Source organism: Nocardia sp. NPDC052001 (assembly GCF_040680615.1).
Classification (GTDB): Bacteria; Actinomycetota; Actinomycetes; order Mycobacteriales; family Mycobacteriaceae; genus Nocardia.
Genome location: NZ_JBFAXC010000002.1, coordinates 295,643 through 319,393 on the forward strand (window position 1 = coordinate 295,643; position 23,751 = coordinate 319,393).

The following is a 23,751-nucleotide window of genomic DNA, read 5'->3' on the forward strand; positions in this document are numbered from 1 at the left end:
GAATCGCGCCTACACTGTCTGAGACGGGGTAATCCGCACGAAAGGATCGGCACCGTGGCCGGACTCAGGCGTAAAGGCATCACCCGCATGGCGAAGGTCGCGAGCATTCCCGCGACGCTGATGGCGCAGCAGGTGGCGGCCACCGGGCGGAACCTGTTCGCGGGCGCCGAACGCGGCGGCGTGACCGATGAGATGCTCGACAATGCGGCCGATCAGGTGTTCGCGGTGCTCGGGGAGCTCAAGGGCGGTGCGATGAAGCTCGGGCAGGCGCTGAGCGTGGCCGAGGCCGGGGTGCCGCCGCGGTTCGCGGATCATTTCCGCGAGGCGCTGGTGCGATTGCAGCAGGAGGCGCCGCCCATGCCGGTGGCCGATACGCATCGCATGCTCGATATGCAGTTGGGCACGGGCTGGCGCAGGCGTTTCGCGCGATTCGACGATGAGCCGATCGCCGCCGCCAGTATCGGGCAGGTGCATCGGGCAATCTGGCATGACGGCCGCGAGGTCGCGGTGAAGGTGCAGTATCCCGAGGCCGAGGAATCGCTGCGCGCGGATCTGAAGATGCTGCATATGGTTTCGGGCGCGTTCAACACCCTGCTCGCGGGCACCAATGCCCGCCAGCTCATCGAGGAATTCCTGGCCCGCACCGAAGACGAACTCGACTATCGGATCGAGGCCGCTTATCAGCGCCGCTTCGCCAAGGCGTTCACCGGCGATCCGCAATTCTTCATACCGCGCGTGGTCGCGGCCGCACCCAAGGTGCTGGTGTCGGAGTGGATGACCGGCGTGCCGCTGGCCCGCATCATCGCCAATGGCGAACGCGCCGAACGCGATCGGGCCGGAATGCTGCTCGCCGAGTTCGCGCTGTGCTCACCGTCGCGCGTGGGCCTGCTGCACAGCGATCCGCATCCGGGCAATTTCCAGCTGCGCCCCGAGAACAGCCTCGGCATCATCGATTTCGGCGCCTGCGCGCACACCCCGCGCGGAATACCCCGCGCCGTAGGCCGTTTGGCCCGCACCGCCCTGGACGGTGACTACATCGCCATGGAGGCGGTGCTGCGCGAAGAGGGTTTCATCAAGCCCGGCGCAAACGTGGAAATGGCCCCGCTGGAGCGTCGCATCGTCCCGCTGGTTGCCCAGATCAACGGCGGCACAGTGCATATCACCCGCACCATGCTCCAGGAAGAGGTCGCCCGCGCCCTGGACCCGGCGAATATCTCCCTGACCAACGCCCGCGCCATGAAAGCCCCCGCCGACCAACCCGAATACGCCATGTTCGGCCGGGTGCTGGGCGGCGTGGTCGGCATCTGCGCCCAGCTCGACGCCGAGGGGCCGTTCCTATCCCTGGCCGAACGGTGGGTGCCGGGTTTCGGTGACGCTCAGGAGGCGGCCTCCTGAGCGTCACCCCGGATCATCGCGCTGATCCGGCCTTGGTGCGGCGGCCGTTCGCCCGGGCGAGGGCGGGCGGCCGAGCGGTGAACAGGTAGTCCTCCAGCGGGAAGTGCCGATTCTCCCAATACATTTCGAGCTGGGTGGAGGGCCGGAAGGCCGCGCCGTCACCCTGATAGTTGATGTAGTAGGTGTTCGAGGTGACGCATCCCTGGGAGAACAGGTGGGTGCGTTTGGCGCGCCTGTCCATTCGGGCGAAATAGCGGTCGTGCGGATCCTGGCGCACCTCCACGCAGGTGGCCCGGCGGCGGCGCGCCTCGCCGATGACGCGCGCGGCGTGTGCCGAGGTGGCCTCGATGAGCGGAATGTAGGAGCCCGGCGCGTAGGCGTACGGCCCCACGATGAGGAACGCGTTCGGGAACTTCGGCACCGAAACGCCCTGATACGCCTGGAATCTATTGGCATCCCAGAATTCGCCGAGCTCGAGGCCGTCCCGGCCGTAGATGGGGTAGGGCGGTGTGTAGCCCTTCTCCATCACCTTGAATCCGGTGGCCAGCACCACCATATCGACATCGCGTTCCACTCCGTCGGCGCTCACTATGCCGGTGGGGGTGAATCGTTCGATGGCATCGGTCACCAGATCGACGTGCGGTTTGGTGAAGGTGCGGAAGTAGCTGTTGGACACCGAGGGCCGCTTGCAGCCGAGCCGGTAATCGGGGGTGAGCTTGCGCCGCAGCTCGGGATCCCGCACCTGGGCGAAAAGGTAACTCTTGAGCGCGGTTTCACCGACCGTCAATCCGACCGAGGTCACCCTCGGATAGTTCGACACCGCCAAACCCGCACCGAGACCGGCGTTCACGCCGACATTGCCCACGAACCGCACCGTCTGCTGGAGCGGTGGGAAGTTCAGCACGGAATTGAGCACCGGTCCCATGGCGAAGTCCGGTTTGGGCGCGATCCAGATGGCCCGGCGCTGATAGACCGTGAGCCGCGAAACAACCTTGGCCAGTTCGGGAATCAGCTGCAGCGCGCTGGCCCCGGTGCCGATCACCGCGACCCGCTTACCGCGATAGTCGTAGTCGTGATCCCAGCGCGAACTGTGCATGATCTTGCCGGTGTAATCTGCCAGGCCGGGGATATCGGGATTGTGCGGCTGCTCCAGCCCGCCGACCGCGCCGATCACGAAGCGCGCGGTGAGCACCGAGCCGTTGTCCAGGGTGATCCGCCACAGATCGTTCGCCTCATCGAAAACACCTTTGCTCGCACCGGATCCGAGCAGCAGTTTGTCTCGCAGGCCCTGCTTGTCCACCACTTCCTCGGCGTAGCGCTGTAATTCGCTCCCGGGGGCGAAGAATCGCGACCACCGAGAGCGCTGCTGGAAGCTGAAGTTATAGACCGGCGATGGAACATCGACGGCCACACCGGGATAGGTATTGGCCAGCCAGGTGCCGCCCACCTTCGGCCACTTGTCCACGATGACGAAATCCTCGATACCGGCCCGGCGCAGCGCCACGCCCGCGCCGATACCGCCGAGCCCCGCGCCGATAATGACGACCTCGTGGGCCGGGGTGACGGGAGAACCATTGCTGGAGTTCATGACCGATTCCTCGTGTGCTGCTGCGCGATGACCTCCGGCAGCTGCTGCCGCCGCAGTTTGCCCGCGGTGGTGCGCGGTAGTTCGGCCACGAAAACGATGTCCCGTGGCACCTTGAAGGTGGCGAGCGTGGTTTTGACATGCTGTTTCAGATCATCGGCGGTGGCCTCCGCACCGTCTTTGAGCACCACGGCCGCCACCAATCGCTGCCCGTAATCGGGATCGGCCGCGCCGACGGCCCCGGCATCGGCCACCGCCGCATGCGCGAGCAGCGCGGTCTCGACCTCCTGCGGGAAGACGTTCTCTCCGCCGGAGACGATCATGTCGTCCGAACGGCCGTCGATGAACAACCGGCCCTGTGCGTCGATATGCCCGAGATCGCCGGTGTCCATGTACTTTCCGACCATGTCCCGGCTCCGGCCGTCGCTGTACCCGCGGAACATGGCCGGATTGCGATTGATGATCCGGCCGGTGACCCCGGCAGGCAGCTCTCGATCGCGATCGTCGACGATGCGGATATCGACCAGCCCCGTCGGCGGTTTGCCGACCGTGCCCGGTGCGGCCCGCAGATCCGCGGGCGTCGCCAGGGCGCCCGCACCCGATTCGGTGGATCCGTAACCGTTGAAGAGCACCTCACCGAACTCGTCCATGAAGGCGAGCGCCAGCCACGGCGGCAGGGGAGCGGCCCCGCAGGTCACCATCTGCAGGCTCGCGGCGTTGTAGTTGTGCCGAATATCGTTCGGCAGATCCATGATTCGCTTCAGCATGGTCGGCACCAGGCAGGCGATGCGGACGCTGTGCCGTTCGATATCGGCGAGCGTCTGCGCGGGATCGAAACGCTCGTGCACGATGACGGTGGAGCCGGTCAGGAAGGCCACCAGCAGCGCGCCGAAACCGTAGGCGTGATGCAGCGGCGGGGCGATGACGATCGGATCACCGAGTCGCGGAATAGGTTTCAGCTCCGCGAGATCAGCCAGCGCCATCATCATGCGCGGATTCAGCCCCGCCAGCACGGGCAGTACCTCGCGCACCCCGGCCTGTCTCGGCGCACCCTTGGGGACGCCGGTGGTACCGCCGGTGAGCAGCACCACCGCACCGCCGTAGGCGGGTTCCCGAATGGGCGGCCCACCCGCGGCGATGAGCTCCTCGACGGTGGGCAGCCCGCCCGCCGCGCCGCGCACCACCACCCGGTGCCCCTCGTACCCTGATTTCACTATCTCGCCGTGGAATTCGGCATCGTAGAGCAGCAGATCCACCCGCTCGCGCGCCAGCACCTCGCCGATCTGCGGTCCGGCGAAGCCGTAGTTGAGCGGGACGAGATCAGCCGAGAGACGCGCGGCCGCGAAGGCGGCCACCGCGAATCCGCTGTGATTGCGGCACAGCACCCCGATTCGATTGCCGCGCCGCATATTCCAGCGGCCGCGCAGGGCAGAGGCCAGTCGCCGCACCCGCCGATGTAGTTCGGCGGCGGTCACCGATCCGCTGTCATCGATGATCGCGGGCCGATCCGGAAATCGCGCCGCGAAGCTCGCGAGCACCGTCGCGAGCCCGACCCCTTCGCGCAATGCCAGCGCCAGGTGCGGAATACGCTGCGGTGGAACCAGATCGAACGCACCTGCGGCGGGAGCCCAGCCCGCGATGGTCACCGCGTCATCGAACAGATTGACCGCCCGCTCCACCCGCCCGATCGGCCCGGCCCAATCCGTCGGGCGATTGTTCCAGTTGCCCGCCTTGGCATAGAGCGCCATGGCGCGCTGCGCGGTGTGCGAACTGTCCAGGGCGTACAACACCGGTGTGCCCGCGCGTTCCCACCAGGGCCGAATCGCCAAGGGCCGGTCCACGATCGCCCGGCACACCATGCCCGCCGCTTCCTCGGGCGACATGCTCGGGGTGTACCGGTACATCCGGAACGGGCCGAGCATGTCCGAGCGCACCAATTGCAGATGCACCGCCGTACTGGTGATCCCGTCCGCGCGCAATTCCGGTGCGGCCCCGCGCATCCAGGCGTTGAAGGCCGCCTTGGTGGCGATATACGCGGTCCAGCCGACAGCCGGGGCATGCACCCCGGCGGTGCTGACATTGACGATATGCCCCGCGTGCCGTGCTCGCATGGACGGCAGCAGGCTCAGTACCAGGCGGACCGGTCCCAGGTAGTTGATCCTGGCGGTATCGTCGAAATTGTCCCAGCGGTCCAGTGAGTCGGACAGCCAGCGCCGAATGGATTTCCCGGCATTGTTCACCAGCACATCGACCCGGCCGTGATCGGCGAGCACCCGGTCGATCAGCGCCGCGCACTCATCGGTATCGCTGAGATCGGCGGGATACGGGTACACCGTTCCGGGACAACCGGATACCTCCGCCCGTAGCTCCTGCAGCAACTGCGCGCGGCGGGCCACCGCCAGCACTGTCGCGCCATTGGCGGCCAGCCGCACGGCGGTGGCCCGGCCGACCCCCGACGACGCGCCGGTCACCAGAATGATCTTGCCGGTGACCGCGGGTTCCAGCCGCCGGTCGCTGATGCCGTAACTGGCAGCGCCCAAAGCGATTCGGACCGACTTCGGCAGTTCGATCATGGCTCAACTTCCTCGGTGAGCATTCCGGTCAGGCCGGATTCTGGGTCTTGCGCCGTGTCCGTTTCGGCGTGGTGACGGCGGCGGTCGGTTGCGGCCGCCACACGTCGAATTCATAGTCCGAGAACGGGAATCGCCGATGGCCGCGCCGGGCCCGGAAGAATCCGGACGGCCGGATGTATGTGCTGTCGCCTTGCGAATTGCGATAGTAGGTCGGCACATGAGCGTTGAGTTCGGCCAGATAGAAGCGCATGGCCTCGCCGTGCCGGTAGATATCCCGGTGGTAGGCGTCGTGCACCTCCTGCCGAATGGCGACGAACGTGGCCCCGCGCCGCCGCGCCTCCGAAATCGCCCGCACCGCATGGTCGGCCGTCATCTCCACGAAGGCGTGCCAGCCGCTGCCAGACCACGAATACGGGCCGACCAGCGTCCACCGATTCGGCAGGCTCGGCAGCGAAACACTCTCGTACGCCTGCAAACCGTGCTCGGTGTAGAACTTGCCCAGATCCATCCCGTCGCGCCCGACCACCATGCCCGGGGTGTAGGTCTCCGGATCGGAGAACACGTGATATCCGGTGGCCAGCACGATCATGTCGAATTCGCGCTCGACGCCGTCGGAGGTGCGAATACCGCGCTCGGTGAAACGCTCGATGGGGGTGGTCACCAGCTCCACATTGTCGCGATTGAAACTGAGCAGATAGCCGGTATTGGCCGTGGGTCGTTTGGCGATCGGGCCGTAATTCGGGGTCAGCCCGGCACGAGTCCGCGGATCGCGCACCATGATTCGCAACAGTCCGCGATAGCCCGCGATGGCGGTGGCATCGACCGTGCGCATGGTCGGCCGCACCACCGACATGGGAGCGTTCGACATGGCCCGCAACAGCACATCGACGGCCACCAGTACCGCGCCGTGTGTCGCGGCTTGCAGTCCGGGCGTGCGCAATACGAGTTGTACGGCTCGTGGAATCCTGGGATTGGGCTTGGGCACACACCACACCGGGGTGCGCTGGAATACCGCCAGACTGCCCACCTGTCCGGCTATGGAGGGCGTGATCTGCACCGAACTCGCTCCGGTGCCGATTATCGCGACCCGCTTACCCGCGAGGTCGTAATCGTCGTCCCAATCCGAGGGGCGTTGCAGTTTGCCCCGGTAGTCCGCCAATCCCGCAATGCCCGGGTCCGTCTTGGGGGTGATGAACGCGCCCACCGCGCTCACCACGAAACGAGCGGTAATCACCTGCCCGCCATCGATATGCAGCTTCCAGCAATGCCGCTGCTCGTCCCACTCCTCGCTCAGTACATTGACGCCGAACCGCAGGTGCGGGTACAACCCGAAGCGCCTGGCGACCTCCATGTGGTAGCGCTTGACCTCCGCGCCGGGGGCGAAAAGCCTGCTCCAGTCGGGGTTTCGGGCGAACGAGTACTGATAGGCGATCGAGGGGATATCGACTTCCAGTCCGGGATAGTGATTCTCGTTCCAGCTGCCGCCGACCTCATCGGCCCGCTCGAGCATGACGAAGTCATCGATTCCGGCCTGCTTCAGCTTGACCCCGGCGGCGATACCGCCCGGTCCCGCGCCGATTACGACGACCTGATGGTCCGGTGCCGAAATATTCGGCGTCGGCTTTCCGTGCGATGCTGCGACCACGATGTCAGCCTTCCGAAGGCGGGCGTATCACTCCAGACTAGAGCTGTCTGGGACAGTGATCAAGGGCTGTCGCGGTGCCGAGCCGATTACCCCGCCGCCGCATCCCTATCCGCCGCGGCGGCCCGGCGCATGCGGGCCGCGGTCAGATCCGACGACCCCTCGGTGCGGACGCGATGACGCGCTATCACCTGCGCCAATTCCGGTGACCAGCGCAGCATTTCATCCCGCAGCGGCCCGGTGGTGCCGAGCTGGCAGACCAGGCCGAGCAGAGTCAGGATGGAGCGCGCGAACGGGGTGTAGAACGCGGGCATGGTGAGCTGGCGATTGACATTGCTCAGGCGCGGGCTCATGCCCGCTCGGACGCGGCGGCGCAACCAGGTGCTGTCCGCGCGAAAGATGTCGTGCCGCAGCAGATCCGTATAGGGGAGCAGCTGTTCGGAGAGGGCCCGCATATCGACGGTGGTTCCGGCGGCGGCGAATCCGTGCCGCCGAATCGCGGCTTCGAGCTCGGCCGGACCACCGTTGAACAGCGCATCGCCGATATCGTGCACCAGGATCGGGAACTCCGGCGGCGGCCACGGTACGCATGCGCCGAAATCGACCACGCCCAGGCGGCCATCGGGCAGTACCCGGAAATTGCCCGGATGCGGATCGCAGTACAGCAGTCCGGAACGCTCCGGAGCCGACAGCACGAAACGCAGCGCCAGCATGCCCACCCGATCCCGTTCCGCCTGCGCGCCACCGCTTATCAGCCGGGTGAGGGGAATGCCGTCCAGCCATTCGCTGATCAGCACATCGCCGTGCTGCGCCACCACGCGCGGTACGCAGAATTCCGGATCGTCGGCGAAAGCGTTCGCGAAGACCTGCTGCTGTTCCGCCTCGGCCGCGAAATCCAGTTCGGCGGTGACGCATTCGGCGAGCTGTTCGGTCAGCGCCCGGATATCGGCATTGGGCACGATGATCGAGGCCAGCCCGGTCATGCGCCGCAATTGCTCTACATCGCTGTGAATGGCTTCGCGCGCACCGGGATACATGACCTTGACCGCGACGGTCCGCCCGTCGTGCCATACCGCGCGATGCACCTGGCCGATGGTGGCCGACGCCGCGCGCCGATCCTCGAAGGACCGGAAATTCTCGCGCCAGTCCGGTCCGAGCGATTCGGCCAGCACCGCGTGCACGGTGCGCGGGAGCATGGGCGGGGTCGCGTCCTGCAGGCGGCTCAACGCGATTCGATACGGTTCCGCCAGTTCCGGTGAGAGCCCGAACTCATACAGCGCGAGCACCTGGCCGAGTTTGGCTGCCACGCCCTTGAGTTCGCCCAGCACCTCGAAGAAATGCTGCGCCGTACGCCGCTGAATCTCGGCATTGACCTCACTCGCCGGACGCCCCAGCGCCCGTTTGCCCACACCCGCGGCGCGGCGTCCCGCGAAAGCGATCGGCAATGCCGCCAGCTTCGCATTGCGAACCGCCCTGCGCGCGGGCGGATTTGCGCCGCCGTCCGCGTCCCCAGCGCGTCGAACCATCATTCCGTTCACCCCTCGCGCCTATTGACGATGCGCCAGGGGCAGTGTGCCACGGTGTGAAACCAGGCGGTCCGGATTGCCCGGATGCGCGCGCCGAATCTCGAATACTGAGACGAGAATCCGAGTCCGCAAAACCGTTGCGGAGGGTGCGGGGAGATTGTGAGTGCGTCGATGATTCAGTCTTGGCGGACGGCGAGCTGGGCCAGATCCGCCAGCCGGTGTGCGCGGGCGATTTCCGCGGGGGTGAAGGGGTCTTCGGGGCGGACGAAGGTCATGGGTGCGATCTCCAGAATCGTTCCGTGCGGGGCGAATTCCGGATCGACCGTCGAAACATATTGCGCGCCCAGCAATTCCGCGATCACCAGCGGTAGCTCGTCCGGGTCGTTGGCCACCCGCGCGGCCAGGCCCAGGGCGCGGGTCTGGCCGTCCACCAGGGTCAGGGCCGAGGCGGGCCAGATGCCGACGGCGGTGCCGCCCGCGCGGTTGATGGCAGTGGTGAGACGGGGTGGGCCGACATCGGCGGGGGTCGATACCACCAGTTCGTCCAGGACGCCGTCCTCCAGGTGGTGCACGTGCACGGTGAGGATATTGGCGTGCCGATCGGCGAGCTGTTTGGCAAGCAATTCCAGACGGCCGGGCTTGTTGTCCAGCCGCACGCGGATTCGCCACAGCCGTTCGGCGCTGTCCAGCCGGTGGCGACGGCTGAGTTCGGGCCCGTGCAGCCAGCGGGCGAGGTAACGCATGGCTCCGGGCTCCACCACCCAGATGACGAGAATGGTGGTGGTGACGGTCAATATGGCGACCGCGGCGAGGTAGGGAATCTCGAGGTGCAGCACGAGCGCGTGCAGCGCCAATTCGACGGGGAAGACCGCGGCCAGCTTGGCGAGCGTGAGCCGGGTGCGACGGGGATGGGGCAGGCGACCGCACACTTCGCAGGCCAGCGCATGCACTTCGGATTGCCTCATATTCACCAGGGTGCGGTGCGGAGATTTCCGCACTGTGCCCCGGTGTAAAGAGGCGGTGACGTCACCCGGGGAAAACCCTTGCGCCACCGGTGAATTCAGTGAGGCCCAGCACACCGTTCCGGACGTGTGCCGCACCGCACATTATTTGCCGGTTTTCACCGGTAGTGATCCGGCGTACGCGATCGCGCGTTCCACCCATTCGGTGAGCGCGTCATCGTCCTCGACCGTCTCCGCCGTCACCCGCAGCCAGCCCCGGGTCTCATTCCCGCCCATGATCATGGTCTCCACCGAACCGGGGACCAGCAGATCGGTGTAGTTCTCCGGCGACACCCGGACCAGCAGCCCGCCCTTACCGCTGGCCGCGATCGCCATATTGCCACCGATCAGGAACGCGAGCCCGCCGAACATCTTCCGCTCGACCGCGTCGGGCAGGGCGGGACCGAGCGCGTCCCGAATGCGGTCGGCAAGTTTCTCGTCATATGCCATATCCGCATTGTGCTCCCGGTCACCGACAGCTTCGCGCGGAAATGCGGACAAAGAGACCATTCCGGCAGGTGTCAGGGCCGGGTTATTGAGGTACACAGGACAGGTGGACACCCTGCCGACTGTCGGTGTCGAAGAGGAGTTTCTCCTCGTGGATCCGCGCACCGGTGCGCCGGTCGGCAGAAATGCCGACGTCGCCCGGACCGCGGCCGATTCCGGTATCGAAATGCAACTGGAGATCATGCGGTGCCAGGTGGAGACCAGCACCCGCGTGCACTCGAATTCGTCCGAACTTCTCCAGGAATTGCGTGAACTGCGGCGCGGCGCCGCGGTCTGCGCGGAGAAGAACGACGCGATTCTGCTCGCCGTCGCCGTACCGCCCACCATCCCCGATGAACCGCTCGGCATCACCGCCACCCCGCGCTATCGCCGAATCGCCGACAGCTTCGGCAGACTGGCGCAGGAGCAGGGGCTGTGCGGCTGCCATGTACACGTCGCGGTACCCGACCGCGAGGTCGCGCTGCACGTCAGCAATTTCCTGCGCCCTTGGCTCCCTTTGTTTTTGGCGCTGACGGCCAACTCCGCCATCTATCGCGGGGACGAAACCGGTTATGCCAGTTGGCGAAACATCCTGTGGCGGCGCTGGCCCAGTGCCGGACCGCCGCCGCACTTCGGCTCGGTGGGCGAATTCGACACCGCGGTCGAGGATATGCTCGCGCTCGGGGTGATCCTGGATCGCAAGATGGTGTATTGGGATGTGCGCCCGTCGGTTACGTTCCCGACGGTGGAGGTGCGGGTCAGCGATGTGCCCGCCACCGTGGAGGAATCCGCGCTGATCGCCACCCTGGTGCGTGCCGCGGTCATCACCGCCCAGCGCGGTAACGGTGCGGCGGTGGTCGCGGAACCCACACTGCGCGCGGCATATTGGCGTGCGGCGCACGGCGGTATGGACGGTCCGGCGGTTGACCCGTCGGACGGTCGCACCCTCCCGGTTCAGGATCTGCTGGCCAAACTCATCGATCTCATCGAACCCGCCCTGATCGAGCTCGGTGACCTGGGCTTCGTCACCGATGCGCTGACCGGTCTGCTGTCCCGCGGCAATGGGGCCCGCAGGCAGTTGGACGCATTCCGCGCCCGGGGCGAATTGGCCGACGTGATAGACGAATTGGCCGAGGCGACCCTGTACAGCTGTCGCTGATCGGCCGCGGCTATGAGGCCATCGGCTGATCGTCCCGAACCATGTTGTAGTTGACCGTATCGCCCTCGACATTGGTGGTCGTCACCGTGACACCCCAGCGCGTGCCGTCGGCCTCGGTGACCACACAGCGAACGTTTGCACCGGTGGCGCCGCGCAACAGGCCGTTGCAGGTGCTGGACTTGGGCGCGGTCCCGACCTGATCGGAGTAGAGCTTGGCGACATTGGTGGCGATATCGTCCGGGCTGACGAATTTGTCGAGGATCTCGATGTCGTAGTTGGCGGTATCGCCGTCGACCTTGGTGACCTTGGCCGTGGTCTTCCAGGTCTGACTGTCGGCGGAGGTGATCGTACAGCTCTGGGTGGCGTCCACCTCGGCCTTCAGATCCCCGTCGCACACAACCGATTTGGCGTCCTCATGGGACTTGTCGTGAAAGAGACCGCCCATCTTGGTCTCCACATCGCTCTTGCTCACCGAACCGGGTCCCGACGAACAGCTGATCATGAACAGCGGGATAGAGGCGGTGGCTATTACTGCAGCTAATCTACGCATGGCCGGAATTATCCGACCGCGTGATGGGTGTTAAGGGCGGTTTCGCCTGTAAAGAATGTGAAGCACGACCGGTTCCGGCGCGTCCGGTCCCGATCGTGCCCGTTTCGTACTGAAAGTTTGCCCTGATCTTGATCAGCCGACGCGCTGACGCCACTCCTCGAGCTGCGGGGCCTCGGCGCCGATCGTGGTGGATTCACCATGTCCGGTGTGCACCAGCGTCTCCGGCGGCAGATTCAACAGCCGATCCGCGATGGAGGCCACGATGGTGCCGTAATCGGAGTACGACCGGCCGGTCGCGCCCGGACCGCCGTGGAACAGCGTGTCACCGGTGAACACCGCGCCCAGATCGGGCGAATGGAAGCAGACCGCGCCCGGTGCGTGCCCCGGGGTGTGCAGTACGTGCAGTTCGGTGCCGCCGACCGCGATGATCTGCTCATCGGCGAGTTCGCCATCGGGTTCGATGTCCGGATGGGTGAGCCGCCACAGCACCAGATCCGCCGGATGCAGCAGTACCGGCGCACCGGTGGCGGCGGCCAATTCCGGGGCGACCCGAATGTGATCGTCATGCGCGTGTGTGGCCAGAATGGCGCGCACCTTGCGGGTGCCCACCACATCCAGAATGGCCGGAACACTGTGCGGCGCATCGATGATCACGCATTCCAGGTCATCACCGACGACCCAGACATTGTTCTCGACGTCGAAGGTCTCACCGTCCAGGCTGAATGTGCCCGAGGTGGTGGCGTGGTCGATATGCGCCATCAGAACACCACCACCGAGCGCAGGACCTCACCGTCGTGCATCTTGGTGAAGGCCGCCTCGATATCGGTCAGCGAAATCGTTTCGGTGACAAAGGCATCCAGATCGAAACGGCCCTGCTTGTACAGCTCGATCAGATACGGGAAATCGCGCGAGGGCAGGCAATCGCCGTACCAGGAGGACTTCAAAGCGCCACCGCGGGAGAAGAAGTCGATGAGCGGCATCTCCAGCTTCATATCCGGGGTCGGCACGCCGACCAGCACCACGGTGCCCGCCAGATCGCGCGCGTAGAACGCCTGCTTCCAGGTTTCCGGGCGGCCGACCGCGTCGATCACCACATCCGCGCCGAAACTGTCGGTGAGTTCCTGAACCCGTTCCACCGCATCCTCTTTGGACGCGTTCACGGTGTGGGTGGCGCCGAAACCCTTTGCCCACTCCAATTTGCGCTCATCGATATCGACGGCGATGACGGTGGTCGCGCCCGCCAGTTTCGCACCGGCGATGGCGGCATTACCCACACCACCGCAACCGATTACGGCCACACTGTCACCGCGGCTGACATTGCCGGTATTGATGGCCGCGCCCAGTCCGGCCATCACGCCGCAGCCCAGCAGGCCCGCCGCGACCGGTGAGGCGGTCGGATCCACCTTGGTGCACTGCCCCGCGTGGACCAGGGTCTTCTCCGCGAACGCGCCGATGCCCAGCGCGGGGGTGAGCGGGGTGCCGTCGGTCAGCGTCATCGGCTGCGCCGCATTATGAGTCGAGAAGCAGTACCACGGCTTGCCCTTACGACACGCACGGCAATTACCGCAGACCGCGCGCCAGTTCAGGATGACGAAATCGCCCGGCTGCACATCGGTGACGCCCTCGCCCACCGATTCCACGATGCCGGCGGCCTCATGGCCGAGCAGGAATGGGAATTCGTCATTGATGCCGCCCTCCCGATAGTGCAGATCGGTGTGGCACACCCCGCACGCCTGCACCTGGACCACCGCTTCGCCCGGACCGGGATCGGGGATGACGATGTCGGTGACTTCCACGGGGGCATTCTTCGAGCGTGCGATCACGCCGCGCACAACTTGGGACACGTAATGCCTTTCTCTACAATGCAAATCTCTTCCGACTATGACAGCCGAGTCCATTCGGCGCACAACATCTTCAAAGCAGTACCGCGGCAGCGGCTTCGGCAATGGTAGCGGCGACCATACCGAGTGCGGGTGAGTCCAGCCGCCACTGCTGCCAGTACAGCGGGACATCGATGTATACCGTGCCATCCAGTGGGACGAGCTGATCATCCGGGCGGGTTTGCAGGTCCGGCATCATGCCCCAGCCCAGGCCAAGCCGCAGTGCGTCGGCGAACCCCGCCGAGGAGGGAATGTAGTGCCGGGGCGGGTCGGCGGGCTTGCGGGTGTACCGGCGCATCAATCGGAATTGCAGATCGTCCTTGCGGTCGAACAGGATTACCGGGGCCTGCGCGAAGGCTTTCGCGGTCGGGCCGTCCGGAAACCAGGTGCGCACGAAATCCGGTGCGGCCAGCGGGCGATATCGCATCGCGCCCAGCCGCCGCACAATGCAGCCCTGTACCGGTGCCGCGGTCGAGGTGATGGCGGCCATCACGGTGCCGTCGCGCAGCAGCCGGGTGGTGTGTTCCTCGTCCTCGCGATGGATTTCGAAGTTCACGCCCCGCGCGGCCCGGCCGAGTGCGGGCATGACCCAGCTCTGCAGCGAATCGGCGTTGACGGCGATGGGGATATTCACCGGTTTCGCCGCGGGCTGCTCCGCATCCCCGAGTTCCTGCGCGGTATCGCTGGTGAGCAACTGGATCTGTTTGGCCAGCCGCCACACCGTGAGGCCGGATTCGGTGGGCTGCACGGGTTTGGTGCGCTGCACCAGAATCCGCCCGGCCGCGTCTTCGAGGGCCTTGATGCGCTGGCTGATAGCCGACGGTGTGACCGTGAGCCGGCGCGCGGCCGCCTCGAAGGTGCCCTCGGTGAGCACGGCGTCGAGCGCGCGAAGCTGATCCAGTTGCAGATCCATATTAAGCGATTCTAATCGTCCATCAGAAACATTAGCTGGCCTGGAGCTGGACGCCCGCATAGCTTCGAAAGAGTGAACGGATCATCGGCGGCCCTGGCGGCCATTTCAGGACTCGGCTTCGGACTCTCGCTCATTGTGGCGATCGGCGCGCAAAATGCCTTCGTGTTGCGTCAGGGGATCCGTCGCGAGCATGTGCTGCCGGTGGTCGCGGTGTGCGCGGGATCCGATGTGGTGCTGATGACCGCGGGTGTCACCGGATTCGGCGCGGTGATGAACGCCGCGCCGATGATCATGACCATCGCAAAGTTCGCAGGTGCGGCATTTCTGCTCGGGTACGCGTTCCTGGCCGCCAAGCGCGCGTTCTCCGCGACCGCGCTGACCGCGGGCGGGGGCGCGCCGATCGCATTGGGCGCGGCCATCGCCACCTGTCTCGCGGTCACCTGGCTCAATCCGCACGCGTATCTCGACACCATGGTGCTGCTCGGCTCGTTCGCGAGCACCTATGCCACACCCGATCGCTGGTTCCTCACCGCGGGTGCGATCACCGGCAGCATTATCTGGTTCATCACCCTCGGATTCGGTGCGCGACTGCTGGCGCCGGTGTTCGCCAAGCCGCGGGCCTGGCAGATCCTGGATTCGGTGATCGCGCTCGTAATGACCGGTCTCGCAATCGGATTGGTGGTGAGCTGACCGCCCCCGCCCCGGTATGCGATGATCACCGGGAGTCTTAAGGGGGTTCGACGGTGGGCAAGGTAGAGGTTGAGATCGGCCAACTGCGGTCCGTTGGCGGTGCGCTGGAGGCGGTGGCCACGCGGATCGAGGCGCTCAAGGCGAAGATCTCCGGTGAGGCCGCGGCATACGACGGAGCCTGGGGCGGTGACGATTTCGGCACCCAGTTCAATGGCGGCGATAACGGCTACAAGGCGTCGCGGGAGAATCTCGACGCCGTGCTGGCCTCCAAGGTGACGCTGCTGAACGCGTACGGCAAGGGGTTGACCGACGCCGCGGATAGTCTGCAGGCGACCGAGGACGGCAATACCGAGTCCTTCCGCTGATGTCGAACGAGATGGCGCGGGCGCGCCTGGCCGATCTGGTGGAGTCGGTCAAGACCGGCATGGAATCGATCGCCCGGGCGCAACAGGAGCAGGCCAAGCTGACCGCCACCGGCACCGCGGCCAATCAGCGCGTCACCGCGACGGTCAATGCCCACGGGGTGCTGGTCGATCTCAAATTCGCCGATTCCATCGACGAATTGAGTCCGGCCGAGCTCGCCCGCGAAGTGGTCGTGGCGACGCAGGCCGCCGCGGTCGAGGTGCAGCGCAAGACCGCCGAGGTGCTCGCCGGGCTACAGCAGGACAATGCCCGCATTCCGCGACTGTCGGAGTTCATACCCGGCATTCCGGATGTGCACGACATGCTGCCCACCCCGCCGCCGGTCTCGATGGCCCCGCCGGGCGCGCGCGTCGACGAGGACGATGAGCTACCGCCCGCCATGGTCTTCACCGATGTCGAAACCGAGGATCCTGACGCACCACCGACCCTGGCCGATCGCGGACACTGGTGATCGAGGCGGGGTCTGGGGGGTCGACGGGTGTCGGGGATTACGTCGGCTTGGGAGTGGATTCCGCACTGGATCCTCACGCTGCTCAACTTCGGGATGGCCTATCCCGACGGTGACGAAGACGAGATGTGGTCCCTCGGCGATGCCTGGAAGGATGTCGCCAAGGATCTCGAGGCGCTGATCCCCGATGCCAAGGCCGCCACCGACTCCGCGCGGAAGTATTACGTGGGGGAGGGATCGGAGCAGGCGCTCGCCGAATTCGCCAAACTCTTCGGTGGCGGCGATGAATCGCTGGACAGCCTGGTCAAGGGGCTCGAAGAGTTAGGCACTCGGACTCGTGAAGCGGGGACCGAGATCGAGTACACCAAGATCATGGAGGCTGGTTTCGCGGCCATCACCGCGTACAGCATCTACGCGCTGATCGCGGCGTGGCCGTGGGGTTCTGCGGCGGTGCCCGCGGCGGCGGCAGTCGGGCGCGAGGCCATCGCGTTGGCGGCGGAACAGGGGGCGCGGCAGCTCGCGGCGCAGATGGCCAAGGCGGGGCTGCGCAATGCGGTCAAGGTGTATTTGAAGGATATCGCGATCACCGGCGTCAAGACCGGATCCATGGGTCTGGCAATGGATCTCGGCATTCAGTCGTATCAGGTGCTCGCCGATCATCGCGACCACATCGATCCGGCGCAGGCCGCGCGCACCGCGCTCGAATGGGGTGCGGGTGGGGCGGTCGCCAAGGGTGCCGCGCCGGGACTCACCAGGATGCTGGGCCATACGCCGCTGTCCCCGGCCACCCGGGGCTTTCTCGGCGGCGGATTATCTGGTCTCGCAGGCGGTTTCGGTATGTACGGCACAGATATCGCGTGGCAAGTGGGGGACCAGCTCACCCACGGTGGTCTCGACTGGAGCAAGGTCAACACCACTCTCAACCCTGCGATGCTGGCTGCCGGATTCGGCATGGGCGCGGCCCACGGGGTCCGCTCCGCCGCGAAACCCGCTGGTGCCAAGAGCCTTCCGGAAGGCACCTCGCCGCATCCCTCCGCCAAACCCGAGGGCGTCGAACCATCCGTCGTCCCCAGCGTGGATACTGTCAAACCGGCTGCCCTGACCAGCGAGGGTACGCCGGGCGGGCTGACTGGTGAGGGTGCGCCGGGCGCTCCGAAAGGGGATCCCCATCCAACCCAGTCGAACGGTGTGCGCGGGGAGCCCGGGCCGGCTCAGGTCAGCGACGGCGGACCACGTTCACGTGCTGATGTTTCCGTGCCGCCGACCGAATCCCGGTCCGGTTCGCCGGAAACTCGTGCGGGCGGGCCAGAAATCCACGCCAGCACCCCTGAAACCCGTGCGGCGGTGCCGGATTCGGTGGCCCGCGCCGACACCCCCGACGGCAATCGACAGACCCCCGCGGACCGATCTCCGGCCTCGGCTCCCGTCGATAACGCGGCCCGCCTCGCGCCGTCCACCGACCGAATCCCCGGCCCCGCTACCTCCACACCGCGCGACGCCCCAGTCGGCACCCAACCCGCACCCGTTGACCGAACCCCTGCCCGCGCCAATGTGCCCACTGCCACTCCCGGCGGCGAACATGCCTCGAATATCTCTGCCGCACAACATGAAAAGCCCGCGCCCGCCGACCGTGCCGCGACCACAGATCGGGCCGGGGCCGCAGATCGGGCTGGGGCGAGCGAGCCGGCGGGAACGACAGATCGCACCACTGCGGAGTCCGCGCCGTCCAAGCGGACCGAACCGGGGCCGGGGAATCCTCCCGAATCGGTGCCCTCACCCGATACGCATTCCGCGGGCTCCGATGGCGCGGCGGATCATGGCGCGCCGCAGCGGGAGAACCCGAGTCTGCCCGAGCTGGCGAATGCCGATCGTGGGGTTCATCAGGAGACGGTGCACAAGGGGAGTGAGGTCGATCGGACTCCTGGGCAGGTGGAGGAATCGCCGGATCCGGTGGATATCGCGACCGGTGAATTCCTGCTTCCGCACACGGATCTCAGTCTGCCCGGCGTATTGGCTCTGGTGCTGCGGCGAAGACATCGCTCCAGCTATCGGTTCGGGCGCTGGTTCGGACCGTCCTGGTCGGCCACTCTCGATATGCGCATCGTCGTCGATGCGGACGGGGTCACCTTCCTGGCCGAAGACGGCCTCATGCTCGCGTATCCGCACGCGGATGCGGAGGTGCCGGTCGAGCCGATAACCGGTGGTCAGCGCTTGACCCTCACGCGCTCGGAGTCCGGCGGTTATCGCGTGCGGGACCCGCGTCGAGAGCTGCTCTGGCACTTCGACCCCGACCCGATACTCAATGGCTTGGACGTGGCGCTGGGCAACTACGCCATCTCGGCGATCAGCGATCGCCACCACAATCGGGTCAGCTTCCACTACGACTCCGATGGCGCGCCAACCGAAGTCACTCACTCCGGTGGTTACCGGGTGTTGGTCGATACCGCCGCGGGCCGGGTCACCGCGTTGACCGTCGCGTCCGCAGACGAGTCCGATACCCGAGTTCGCGAATTCGCTTACAGCGCAGGCAATCTGACCGCGATAACCACGGGCATCGGCGCGACGACCCGCTTCACCTACGATGATCGAGCCCGTATCACCTCGTGGACCGATTCCAACGGCACCATGATGCGCAATATCTACGACTCGGCGGGCCGGGTCATCCAGCAGCGCGGTACCGCCGGGATCCTCGACTGCGACTTCGAATACGAGACCTCGCGATCCGGATTCCAGACCATCATCACCGATTCGCGGTCCGGGATCACCCGCCACGGGTTCGACCGCGACCTGCGCCTGCGCGAGCTCACCGATCCCGAGGGTGGCACAACCTATTTCGACTACAACCCGGACCGTAAGCCGATACGCGTACTCGCCCCCGACGGTGCCGAGAGCCACTACCGCTATAGCGATCTGGGCGACCTCACCGGGCTCACGCGCCCCGACGGCGCGACCGTCAGCATTGAATACCTGGGCGCGAACCGGCCGACGACGATTGTCGACGTCGACGACACCGTCCGGCGTCAAGAGTGGAGTGCCGCAGGCGATCTGATCGCGATGGTCGACGCGGCGGGATCGCGGACCGAATACTCGTACCACCCCAATGGCGCGGCGGCGGGGGTGGTCTCGTCCACGGGTGCGCGGACCGTGATCGAAGTCGATCGAGCCGGACTGCCGGTTGTCGTCACCGACCCGCTCGGTTCAGTCACCCGCATCGAACGCGACGGCCTCGGTCGCGTCACGCGCCTGACCGGCCCCCTCGGCGAAATCACCCACTACGAATGGGCGGCCGATGGAAAACCGTTGCGCCGCATCGATCCTGACGGGCATTCCGAATCCTGGACATGGGACGGTGAAGGCAACCTCCGCACCCACACCAACCGCGCCAACGGCACCACCCACCACACCTACGGCCCCTTCGATCTCCTGGCCTCGCGTACCGATCCGGACGGCTCCACCACCCGCTACACCTGGGACACCGAACGCCGAGTGAGGGCGGTAACCAACCCCCTTTCCCAAACCTGGACTTACGAATACGACCGCGCGGGCCGCCTGACCGCCGAAACCGACTACACCGGCGCGACCACCCGCTACACCCACGATGCCGCCGGTCGCGTCGCCACGGTCACCCCGGCAACCGGCATCACCCGCACTCACGCCCGAGATATCCTCGGCCGAGTCACCGCGATTACGGCGGATACCGGCGAATGGCTCAGCTATCGTCACGATGTCGCGGGCCGAGTCCTCGCTGCCCGGTCTGGTGTCGATCGAGATCCGATCCATAGCCTTGAGTTCTCGTATTCCTTAGTCGGACAGCTGGTTTCGCAGCAGCTCGACGATCAGGCTCCGATGCGTTTCGAGTACGATGAGCACGGCCGTCAAATCGGCCGCACCACACCGACCGGCGCGCGGACCGCCTGGGAACGGGATGTCATCGGACAGGTGCGAGGTCTATCGACCGACAGTCACGACATCACCTTCACCCACGATGCGGTGGGCCGACCCACCGGCTGGCAAATCGGAACGATCACGGTCCAGCGCACCCTGTCCGACATGGGCCGCCTCATCGCTCGAGAGGTAACCGCCGATCCCCGTCCGCTCCTGAACCTCGGCCTGGAGCCCACCCGCCCCGATCCTCGAATGATCCGGCGCGACAGCTACTCCTACCGCCCCGACGGCTACCTGTCCGCACAAACCACCGCCCGCCTCGACACCCCCGAGCGGCTGCGTGAATTCTCGCTGGACGCGATCGGCCGCATCGGCGCCATCGCCGACGGCCCCGCGACCGAGTCGTACAGCTACGACCAGCTGAGCAATATCACCCGCGCCTCCCACGCGAATTCGACTACCGCACAGGGTGACTCGACTCCGGCTCGTGAATACCGCAACAACCTACTGATCCGGAACGGCCGCACCCGTTATCACTACGACCCCGCCGGTCGCCTGATCCGCAAAACCCGATCCCGCCCATCCCGCAAGCCGGCCATCTGGCACTACATCTACAACGCCTTCGACCAACTAACCGAGGTCACCACCCCCGACGGCCACCACTGGCACTACACCTACGACGCCGCGGGCCGTCGCCGCACCAAACAACACCGCACCCCCGACGGCACCGTCCTGTCCCGCACCGACTACACCTGGGACGACACCTACCTGGTCGAACAGACCACCGCCACCGAAACCACCCGCTGGCACTACGAACCCGGCTCCCGCGCCCCAGTCACCCAAACCTCCGCCCGCCACGGATTCGACACCACCTGCCACGCGATCATCACCGATCAAGTCGGCACTCCCACCGACCTCCTCGACCCGACCACCGGAACCCCGCTCGCCACAGCGACCTCCACCCTCTGGGGCGAAACTACCTGGCAGGGCATCGCGACCACACCGCTCCGGTTCCCCGGCCAAATCCACGACCCGGAGACCGGCCTCCATTACAACCTGCACCGCGTCTACGACCCCGCCACCGGCCGCTACCTGACCTCCGACCCACTCGGCCTGGCCCCGTCACCGAACCCGAATATCTACCCGCACAACCCAACCGGCTGGATAGACCCACTGGGTCTTTACCCGACCGACAGCGAACGGCCGCGGCACGATCCCCTCCCGGGCGAAGCCGTCGTCCACCTCGATCCGAAGCATGAAGGGGGTGGACTGCACGCGTTGGTTTCCGTTCGCACGGCGGATGGTGAACTCCTGCGAACCGAACAGTGGGGAAGCCCGCAATCCCCATCGAGTGGAATCGCGGCCTTCGATTCCGGTATTCTCTCGCCATTGACCATGCACATTCATATTCCATTGCCGGAACCGGGAATCGCGCTCTCCTATGCTGAAGTCATGATGGATGTGACCGGTCGCGGTAGATATCCGATGTATGATCTCGATCGGCAGAGCTGCATCACGTATTGTGCACAAGTGCTACGTGCCGGGGGGATCAAGGACATTCCGGTGGAACCGACGTCGGAAGCGATCAAATGGCTGATCAGATATTATAATGTGCATCTCTGATATCTCTTCGAAGGGTTGAGTCCATGACCTCCGAATACGACTGGAGTTGGGTGGAAGATCTCCCGAGCTGGAAGATTCCCGATGAGCTGAAGAAGTATGACGTACCAACCGCGCACAATCTCGCAATATTACTGCTCTCCTGCAATCTCCTGCATAATGAGAACAACGCGTTGGTCGGCCGCTATATAACCGAGTACTCGAATCTCAACATCTGGCTGGCATCGGGTGGTCAACAGCGTATGGACGCCAAGGCATTCGTAACCCTGACTTCTCACGTGGAGCAATACATCCGGAGAATATATGAGGCTTGGAAAGAATTCGAAGCCACGCTGAAATCGGCGTACGACGTTTCCCCGGAAGAATCGCGTGCCAGCATCGGATCCACCAGTCAATCACTGCAATTCACCCTCATCGAAGCGATCGATTTCATGAGCCAAATCCGCGAAGCATGACGGAAACCACGAAGATGTCATCAGCCGGGCTGAAGCTCCCGTACTTCAAGTGATCACACGGGGATTTTGAGGGTTAGTCGGGGGTGGCGGGGCGTTCTTGGATTACCCAGGAGTTGCCGTCGGGGTCGTCGAAGAAGATGAAGTTGTTCCAGGGGTCGCCTCGGCCAGGGAGGCGGGTGCCCTGGTCGAAATGCATTATCTCGGTGACGGGGACGCCGCGGTTGGATAGTTCGGTTTGGGCGGCGTCCAGGTCGGTGACGACCAGTTGTAGGCCTGATACCGAGCCGGGGGGCATCGGGCCGGTGGAGAGGTGGATGGAGCAGGTGGAGCCGGGTGGGGTTAGTTGGATTATGCGGGTGTCGGGGGAGATTTGGATGTCCAGGTCCAGGGTGAAGCCGACCTGGGTGGAGTAGAAGTCTTTGGCGCGGTCCAGGTTCGAGACGGGAACGGGGACTACTTCGAGGATCCAATCCATTTCGGCTTCACCTTTTCGGGTGTTAGTGGCGGACTTCCGTGAGGCGGATGGGGCGGCCTTCGCGGCGGGATTGTTCGCAGGCTTCTGCGATATAGAAGGCTTCCAGGGCTTCGGCGGGGGTGCAAGGGCTGGGGCGCTGGGCGGTGGCGACCTCCAGGAAGGTGGCCAGCTCCTCTACGTAGGCGGGGTGGAAGCGGTCCATGAAGCCGGGGTAGGCGGGGACGCCGGAGGCGGGGTAGCCGGGTTCCACCGAATGCAGGGGTGCGCGGTCGTCGAGGCCGACTATCGCATTGCCTTTGGAGCCCAGGACTTCGAGGCGGACGTCGTAGCCCGCGCCGTTGTAGCGGCTCAAGGAGACCGTGGCCAGTGCGCCGTCATCGAGGCGCAGGATTACCGCCGCGGTGTCCACATCGCCCGCGTCGGCGAAGAATTGTTCGCCTCGGTTCGCGCCGGTGGCGTAGACCTCGGTGACTTCGCGGCCGGTGACCCAGCGGATGATGTCGAAATCGTGGACGCCGCAATCGCGGAAGACGCCACCGGAGCGGGGGATGTAATCAGCGGGCGGGGGTGCGGGGTCGAGGGTGGTGGCGCGCAGGGTGTGAACCCAGCCGAGGTCGCCGGAGGTTACCGCCGCGCGGGCGGCTCGGTAACCGGCGTCGAAGCGGCGTTGGAAACCGATCTGGACCGGGACATCGGAGGATGCGACTCGTTCGACTACCGCGAGCGTGCCGAGAATGTCTGCGGCAATGGGCTTTTCGCAGAAGACGGGGATGCCGCGATCCACGGCGGCGGTGATGAGCTCCGGATGCGAATCGGTGGCGGTGGTGATGATCAAACCGGTGAGATCGGCGGCCAGCAGCGCGTCGATATCGGGGGCGAAGTCGATATCGAGTTTATCGGCGGTGGCGCGGGCCCGGTCCGCATCGGCGTCGGCGACGATGACCGAATCCACCCCCGGCAGGGTGGTGAGGGTTTCGGCGTGGGAGCTGCCGATGCGGCCGGTGCCTGCGAGGCCCAGTCTGATCGTGGACATGGTTGCTCCTTC

Annotated in this window: 19 protein-coding genes; 7 read left to right on the forward strand and 12 right to left on the reverse strand. The window is 65.7% G+C overall.

What is annotated here, in order from left to right; genetic code table 11:
• The first annotated feature begins 54 nt into the window (after nucleotides 1-54).
• Nucleotides 55-1,395 carry an AarF/ABC1/UbiB kinase family protein gene (locus AB0L82_RS09650; RefSeq protein ID WP_364633327.1) on the forward strand — a complete coding sequence of 447 codons (1,341 nt, stop codon included), beginning with the start codon at nucleotides 55-57 and terminating at the stop codon, nucleotides 1,393-1,395.
• A 13-nt stretch (nucleotides 1,396-1,408) separates the two neighbouring features.
• Here AB0L82_RS09650 and AB0L82_RS09655 read toward each other — a convergent pair whose 3' ends face one another.
• From AB0L82_RS09655 to AB0L82_RS09680, 6 genes are all read right to left on the reverse strand, one after another.
• On the reverse strand, nucleotides 1,409-2,983 hold the full coding sequence (locus tag AB0L82_RS09655) for an NAD(P)/FAD-dependent oxidoreductase (protein WP_364633329.1): 1,575 nt from the start codon (nucleotides 2,981-2,983) through the stop codon (nucleotides 1,409-1,411).
• Entirely contained in the window at nucleotides 2,980-5,553 is a 2,574-nt protein-coding gene (locus AB0L82_RS09660; RefSeq protein WP_364633331.1) for an SDR family NAD(P)-dependent oxidoreductase, read from the reverse strand. Before AB0L82_RS09660 ends, AB0L82_RS09655 begins: the two co-directional genes overlap by 4 nt.
• Nucleotides 5,554-5,581: 28 nt before the next feature.
• Entirely contained in the window at nucleotides 5,582-7,198 is a 1,617-nt protein-coding gene (locus tag AB0L82_RS09665) for an NAD(P)/FAD-dependent oxidoreductase (protein WP_364633333.1), read from the reverse strand.
• A gap of 86 nt (nucleotides 7,199-7,284) precedes the next feature.
• Complete coding sequence (locus AB0L82_RS09670; RefSeq protein ID WP_364633335.1) at nucleotides 7,285-8,724, reverse strand: AarF/ABC1/UbiB kinase family protein; 1,440 nt, start codon at nucleotides 8,722-8,724, stop codon at nucleotides 7,285-7,287.
• A gap of 173 nt (nucleotides 8,725-8,897) precedes the next feature.
• Complete coding sequence (locus AB0L82_RS09675) at nucleotides 8,898-9,686, reverse strand: amino acid-binding protein (protein WP_364633337.1); 789 nt, start codon at nucleotides 9,684-9,686, stop codon at nucleotides 8,898-8,900.
• 141 nt (nucleotides 9,687-9,827) lie between these two features.
• Complete coding sequence (locus AB0L82_RS09680; RefSeq protein WP_364633339.1) at nucleotides 9,828-10,172, reverse strand: TfoX/Sxy family protein; 345 nt, start codon at nucleotides 10,170-10,172, stop codon at nucleotides 9,828-9,830.
• A gap of 103 nt (nucleotides 10,173-10,275) precedes the next feature.
• On the opposite strand from AB0L82_RS09680, the gene AB0L82_RS09685 reads away from it, so the two are divergent.
• Nucleotides 10,276-11,367, forward strand: coding sequence for a glutamate--cysteine ligase (locus tag AB0L82_RS09685; protein ID WP_364633341.1), 1,092 nt, complete (start codon nucleotides 10,276-10,278; stop codon nucleotides 11,365-11,367).
• Between the two features lie 10 nt (nucleotides 11,368-11,377).
• Here AB0L82_RS09685 and AB0L82_RS09690 read toward each other — a convergent pair whose 3' ends face one another.
• The 4 genes from AB0L82_RS09690 to AB0L82_RS09705 form a co-directional block, all read right to left on the reverse strand.
• A complete protein-coding gene (locus tag AB0L82_RS09690) occupies nucleotides 11,378-11,917 on the reverse strand; it encodes a DUF4333 domain-containing protein (RefSeq protein WP_364633342.1) in 540 nt (179 codons plus the stop codon).
• Between the two features lie 132 nt (nucleotides 11,918-12,049).
• Nucleotides 12,050-12,676: an MBL fold metallo-hydrolase gene (locus AB0L82_RS09695; protein ID WP_364633347.1), complete on the reverse strand. Its 627-nt coding sequence runs from the start codon at nucleotides 12,674-12,676 to the stop codon at nucleotides 12,050-12,052.
• The gene (locus tag AB0L82_RS09700; RefSeq protein ID WP_364633349.1) at nucleotides 12,676-13,761 is read right to left on the reverse strand and encodes an S-(hydroxymethyl)mycothiol dehydrogenase; all 1,086 of its coding nucleotides are present in this window, start codon (nucleotides 13,759-13,761) and stop codon (nucleotides 12,676-12,678) included. The genes AB0L82_RS09695 and AB0L82_RS09700 overlap by 1 nt, the downstream gene beginning before the upstream one ends.
• A 70-nt stretch (nucleotides 13,762-13,831) precedes the next feature.
• Nucleotides 13,832-14,710: a LysR family transcriptional regulator ArgP gene (locus AB0L82_RS09705; protein ID WP_364633351.1), complete on the reverse strand. Its 879-nt coding sequence runs from the start codon at nucleotides 14,708-14,710 to the stop codon at nucleotides 13,832-13,834.
• Between the two features lie 72 nt (nucleotides 14,711-14,782).
• On the opposite strand from AB0L82_RS09705, the gene AB0L82_RS09710 reads away from it, so the two are divergent.
• The 5 genes from AB0L82_RS09710 to AB0L82_RS09730 are packed head-to-tail and all read left to right on the forward strand — an operon-like array spanning nucleotide 14,783 to nucleotide 22,231.
• Nucleotides 14,783-15,400, forward strand: coding sequence for a LysE/ArgO family amino acid transporter (locus AB0L82_RS09710; protein ID WP_364633353.1), 618 nt, complete (start codon nucleotides 14,783-14,785; stop codon nucleotides 15,398-15,400).
• Nucleotides 15,401-15,453: 53 nt separating this feature from the next.
• Nucleotides 15,454-15,765, forward strand: a complete 312-nt coding sequence (locus AB0L82_RS09715) for a hypothetical protein (RefSeq protein WP_364633355.1) — start codon at nucleotides 15,454-15,456, stop codon at nucleotides 15,763-15,765.
• Nucleotides 15,765-16,274 carry a YbaB/EbfC family nucleoid-associated protein gene (locus AB0L82_RS09720; RefSeq protein WP_364633357.1) on the forward strand — a complete coding sequence of 170 codons (510 nt, stop codon included), beginning with the start codon at nucleotides 15,765-15,767 and terminating at the stop codon, nucleotides 16,272-16,274. The genes AB0L82_RS09715 and AB0L82_RS09720 overlap by 1 nt, the downstream gene beginning before the upstream one ends.
• A 27-nt stretch (nucleotides 16,275-16,301) precedes the next feature.
• Nucleotides 16,302-21,779, forward strand: coding sequence for a DUF6531 domain-containing protein (locus AB0L82_RS09725; protein ID WP_364633359.1), 5,478 nt, complete (start codon nucleotides 16,302-16,304; stop codon nucleotides 21,777-21,779).
• Between the two features lie 23 nt (nucleotides 21,780-21,802).
• Nucleotides 21,803-22,231 (forward strand): hypothetical protein, encoded by a 429-nt coding sequence (locus tag AB0L82_RS09730; RefSeq protein ID WP_364633361.1) that lies wholly within the window; start codon nucleotides 21,803-21,805, stop codon nucleotides 22,229-22,231.
• A 73-nt stretch (nucleotides 22,232-22,304) separates the two neighbouring features.
• Here AB0L82_RS09730 and AB0L82_RS09735 read toward each other — a convergent pair whose 3' ends face one another.
• On the reverse strand, nucleotides 22,305-22,706 hold the full coding sequence (locus tag AB0L82_RS09735; protein WP_364633363.1) for a VOC family protein: 402 nt from the start codon (nucleotides 22,704-22,706) through the stop codon (nucleotides 22,305-22,307).
• 22 nt (nucleotides 22,707-22,728) lie between these two features.
• Nucleotides 22,729-23,739 carry a Gfo/Idh/MocA family oxidoreductase gene (locus tag AB0L82_RS09740; protein WP_364633365.1) on the reverse strand — a complete coding sequence of 337 codons (1,011 nt, stop codon included), beginning with the start codon at nucleotides 23,737-23,739 and terminating at the stop codon, nucleotides 22,729-22,731.
• Between the last annotated feature and the right edge of the window lie 12 nt (nucleotides 23,740-23,751).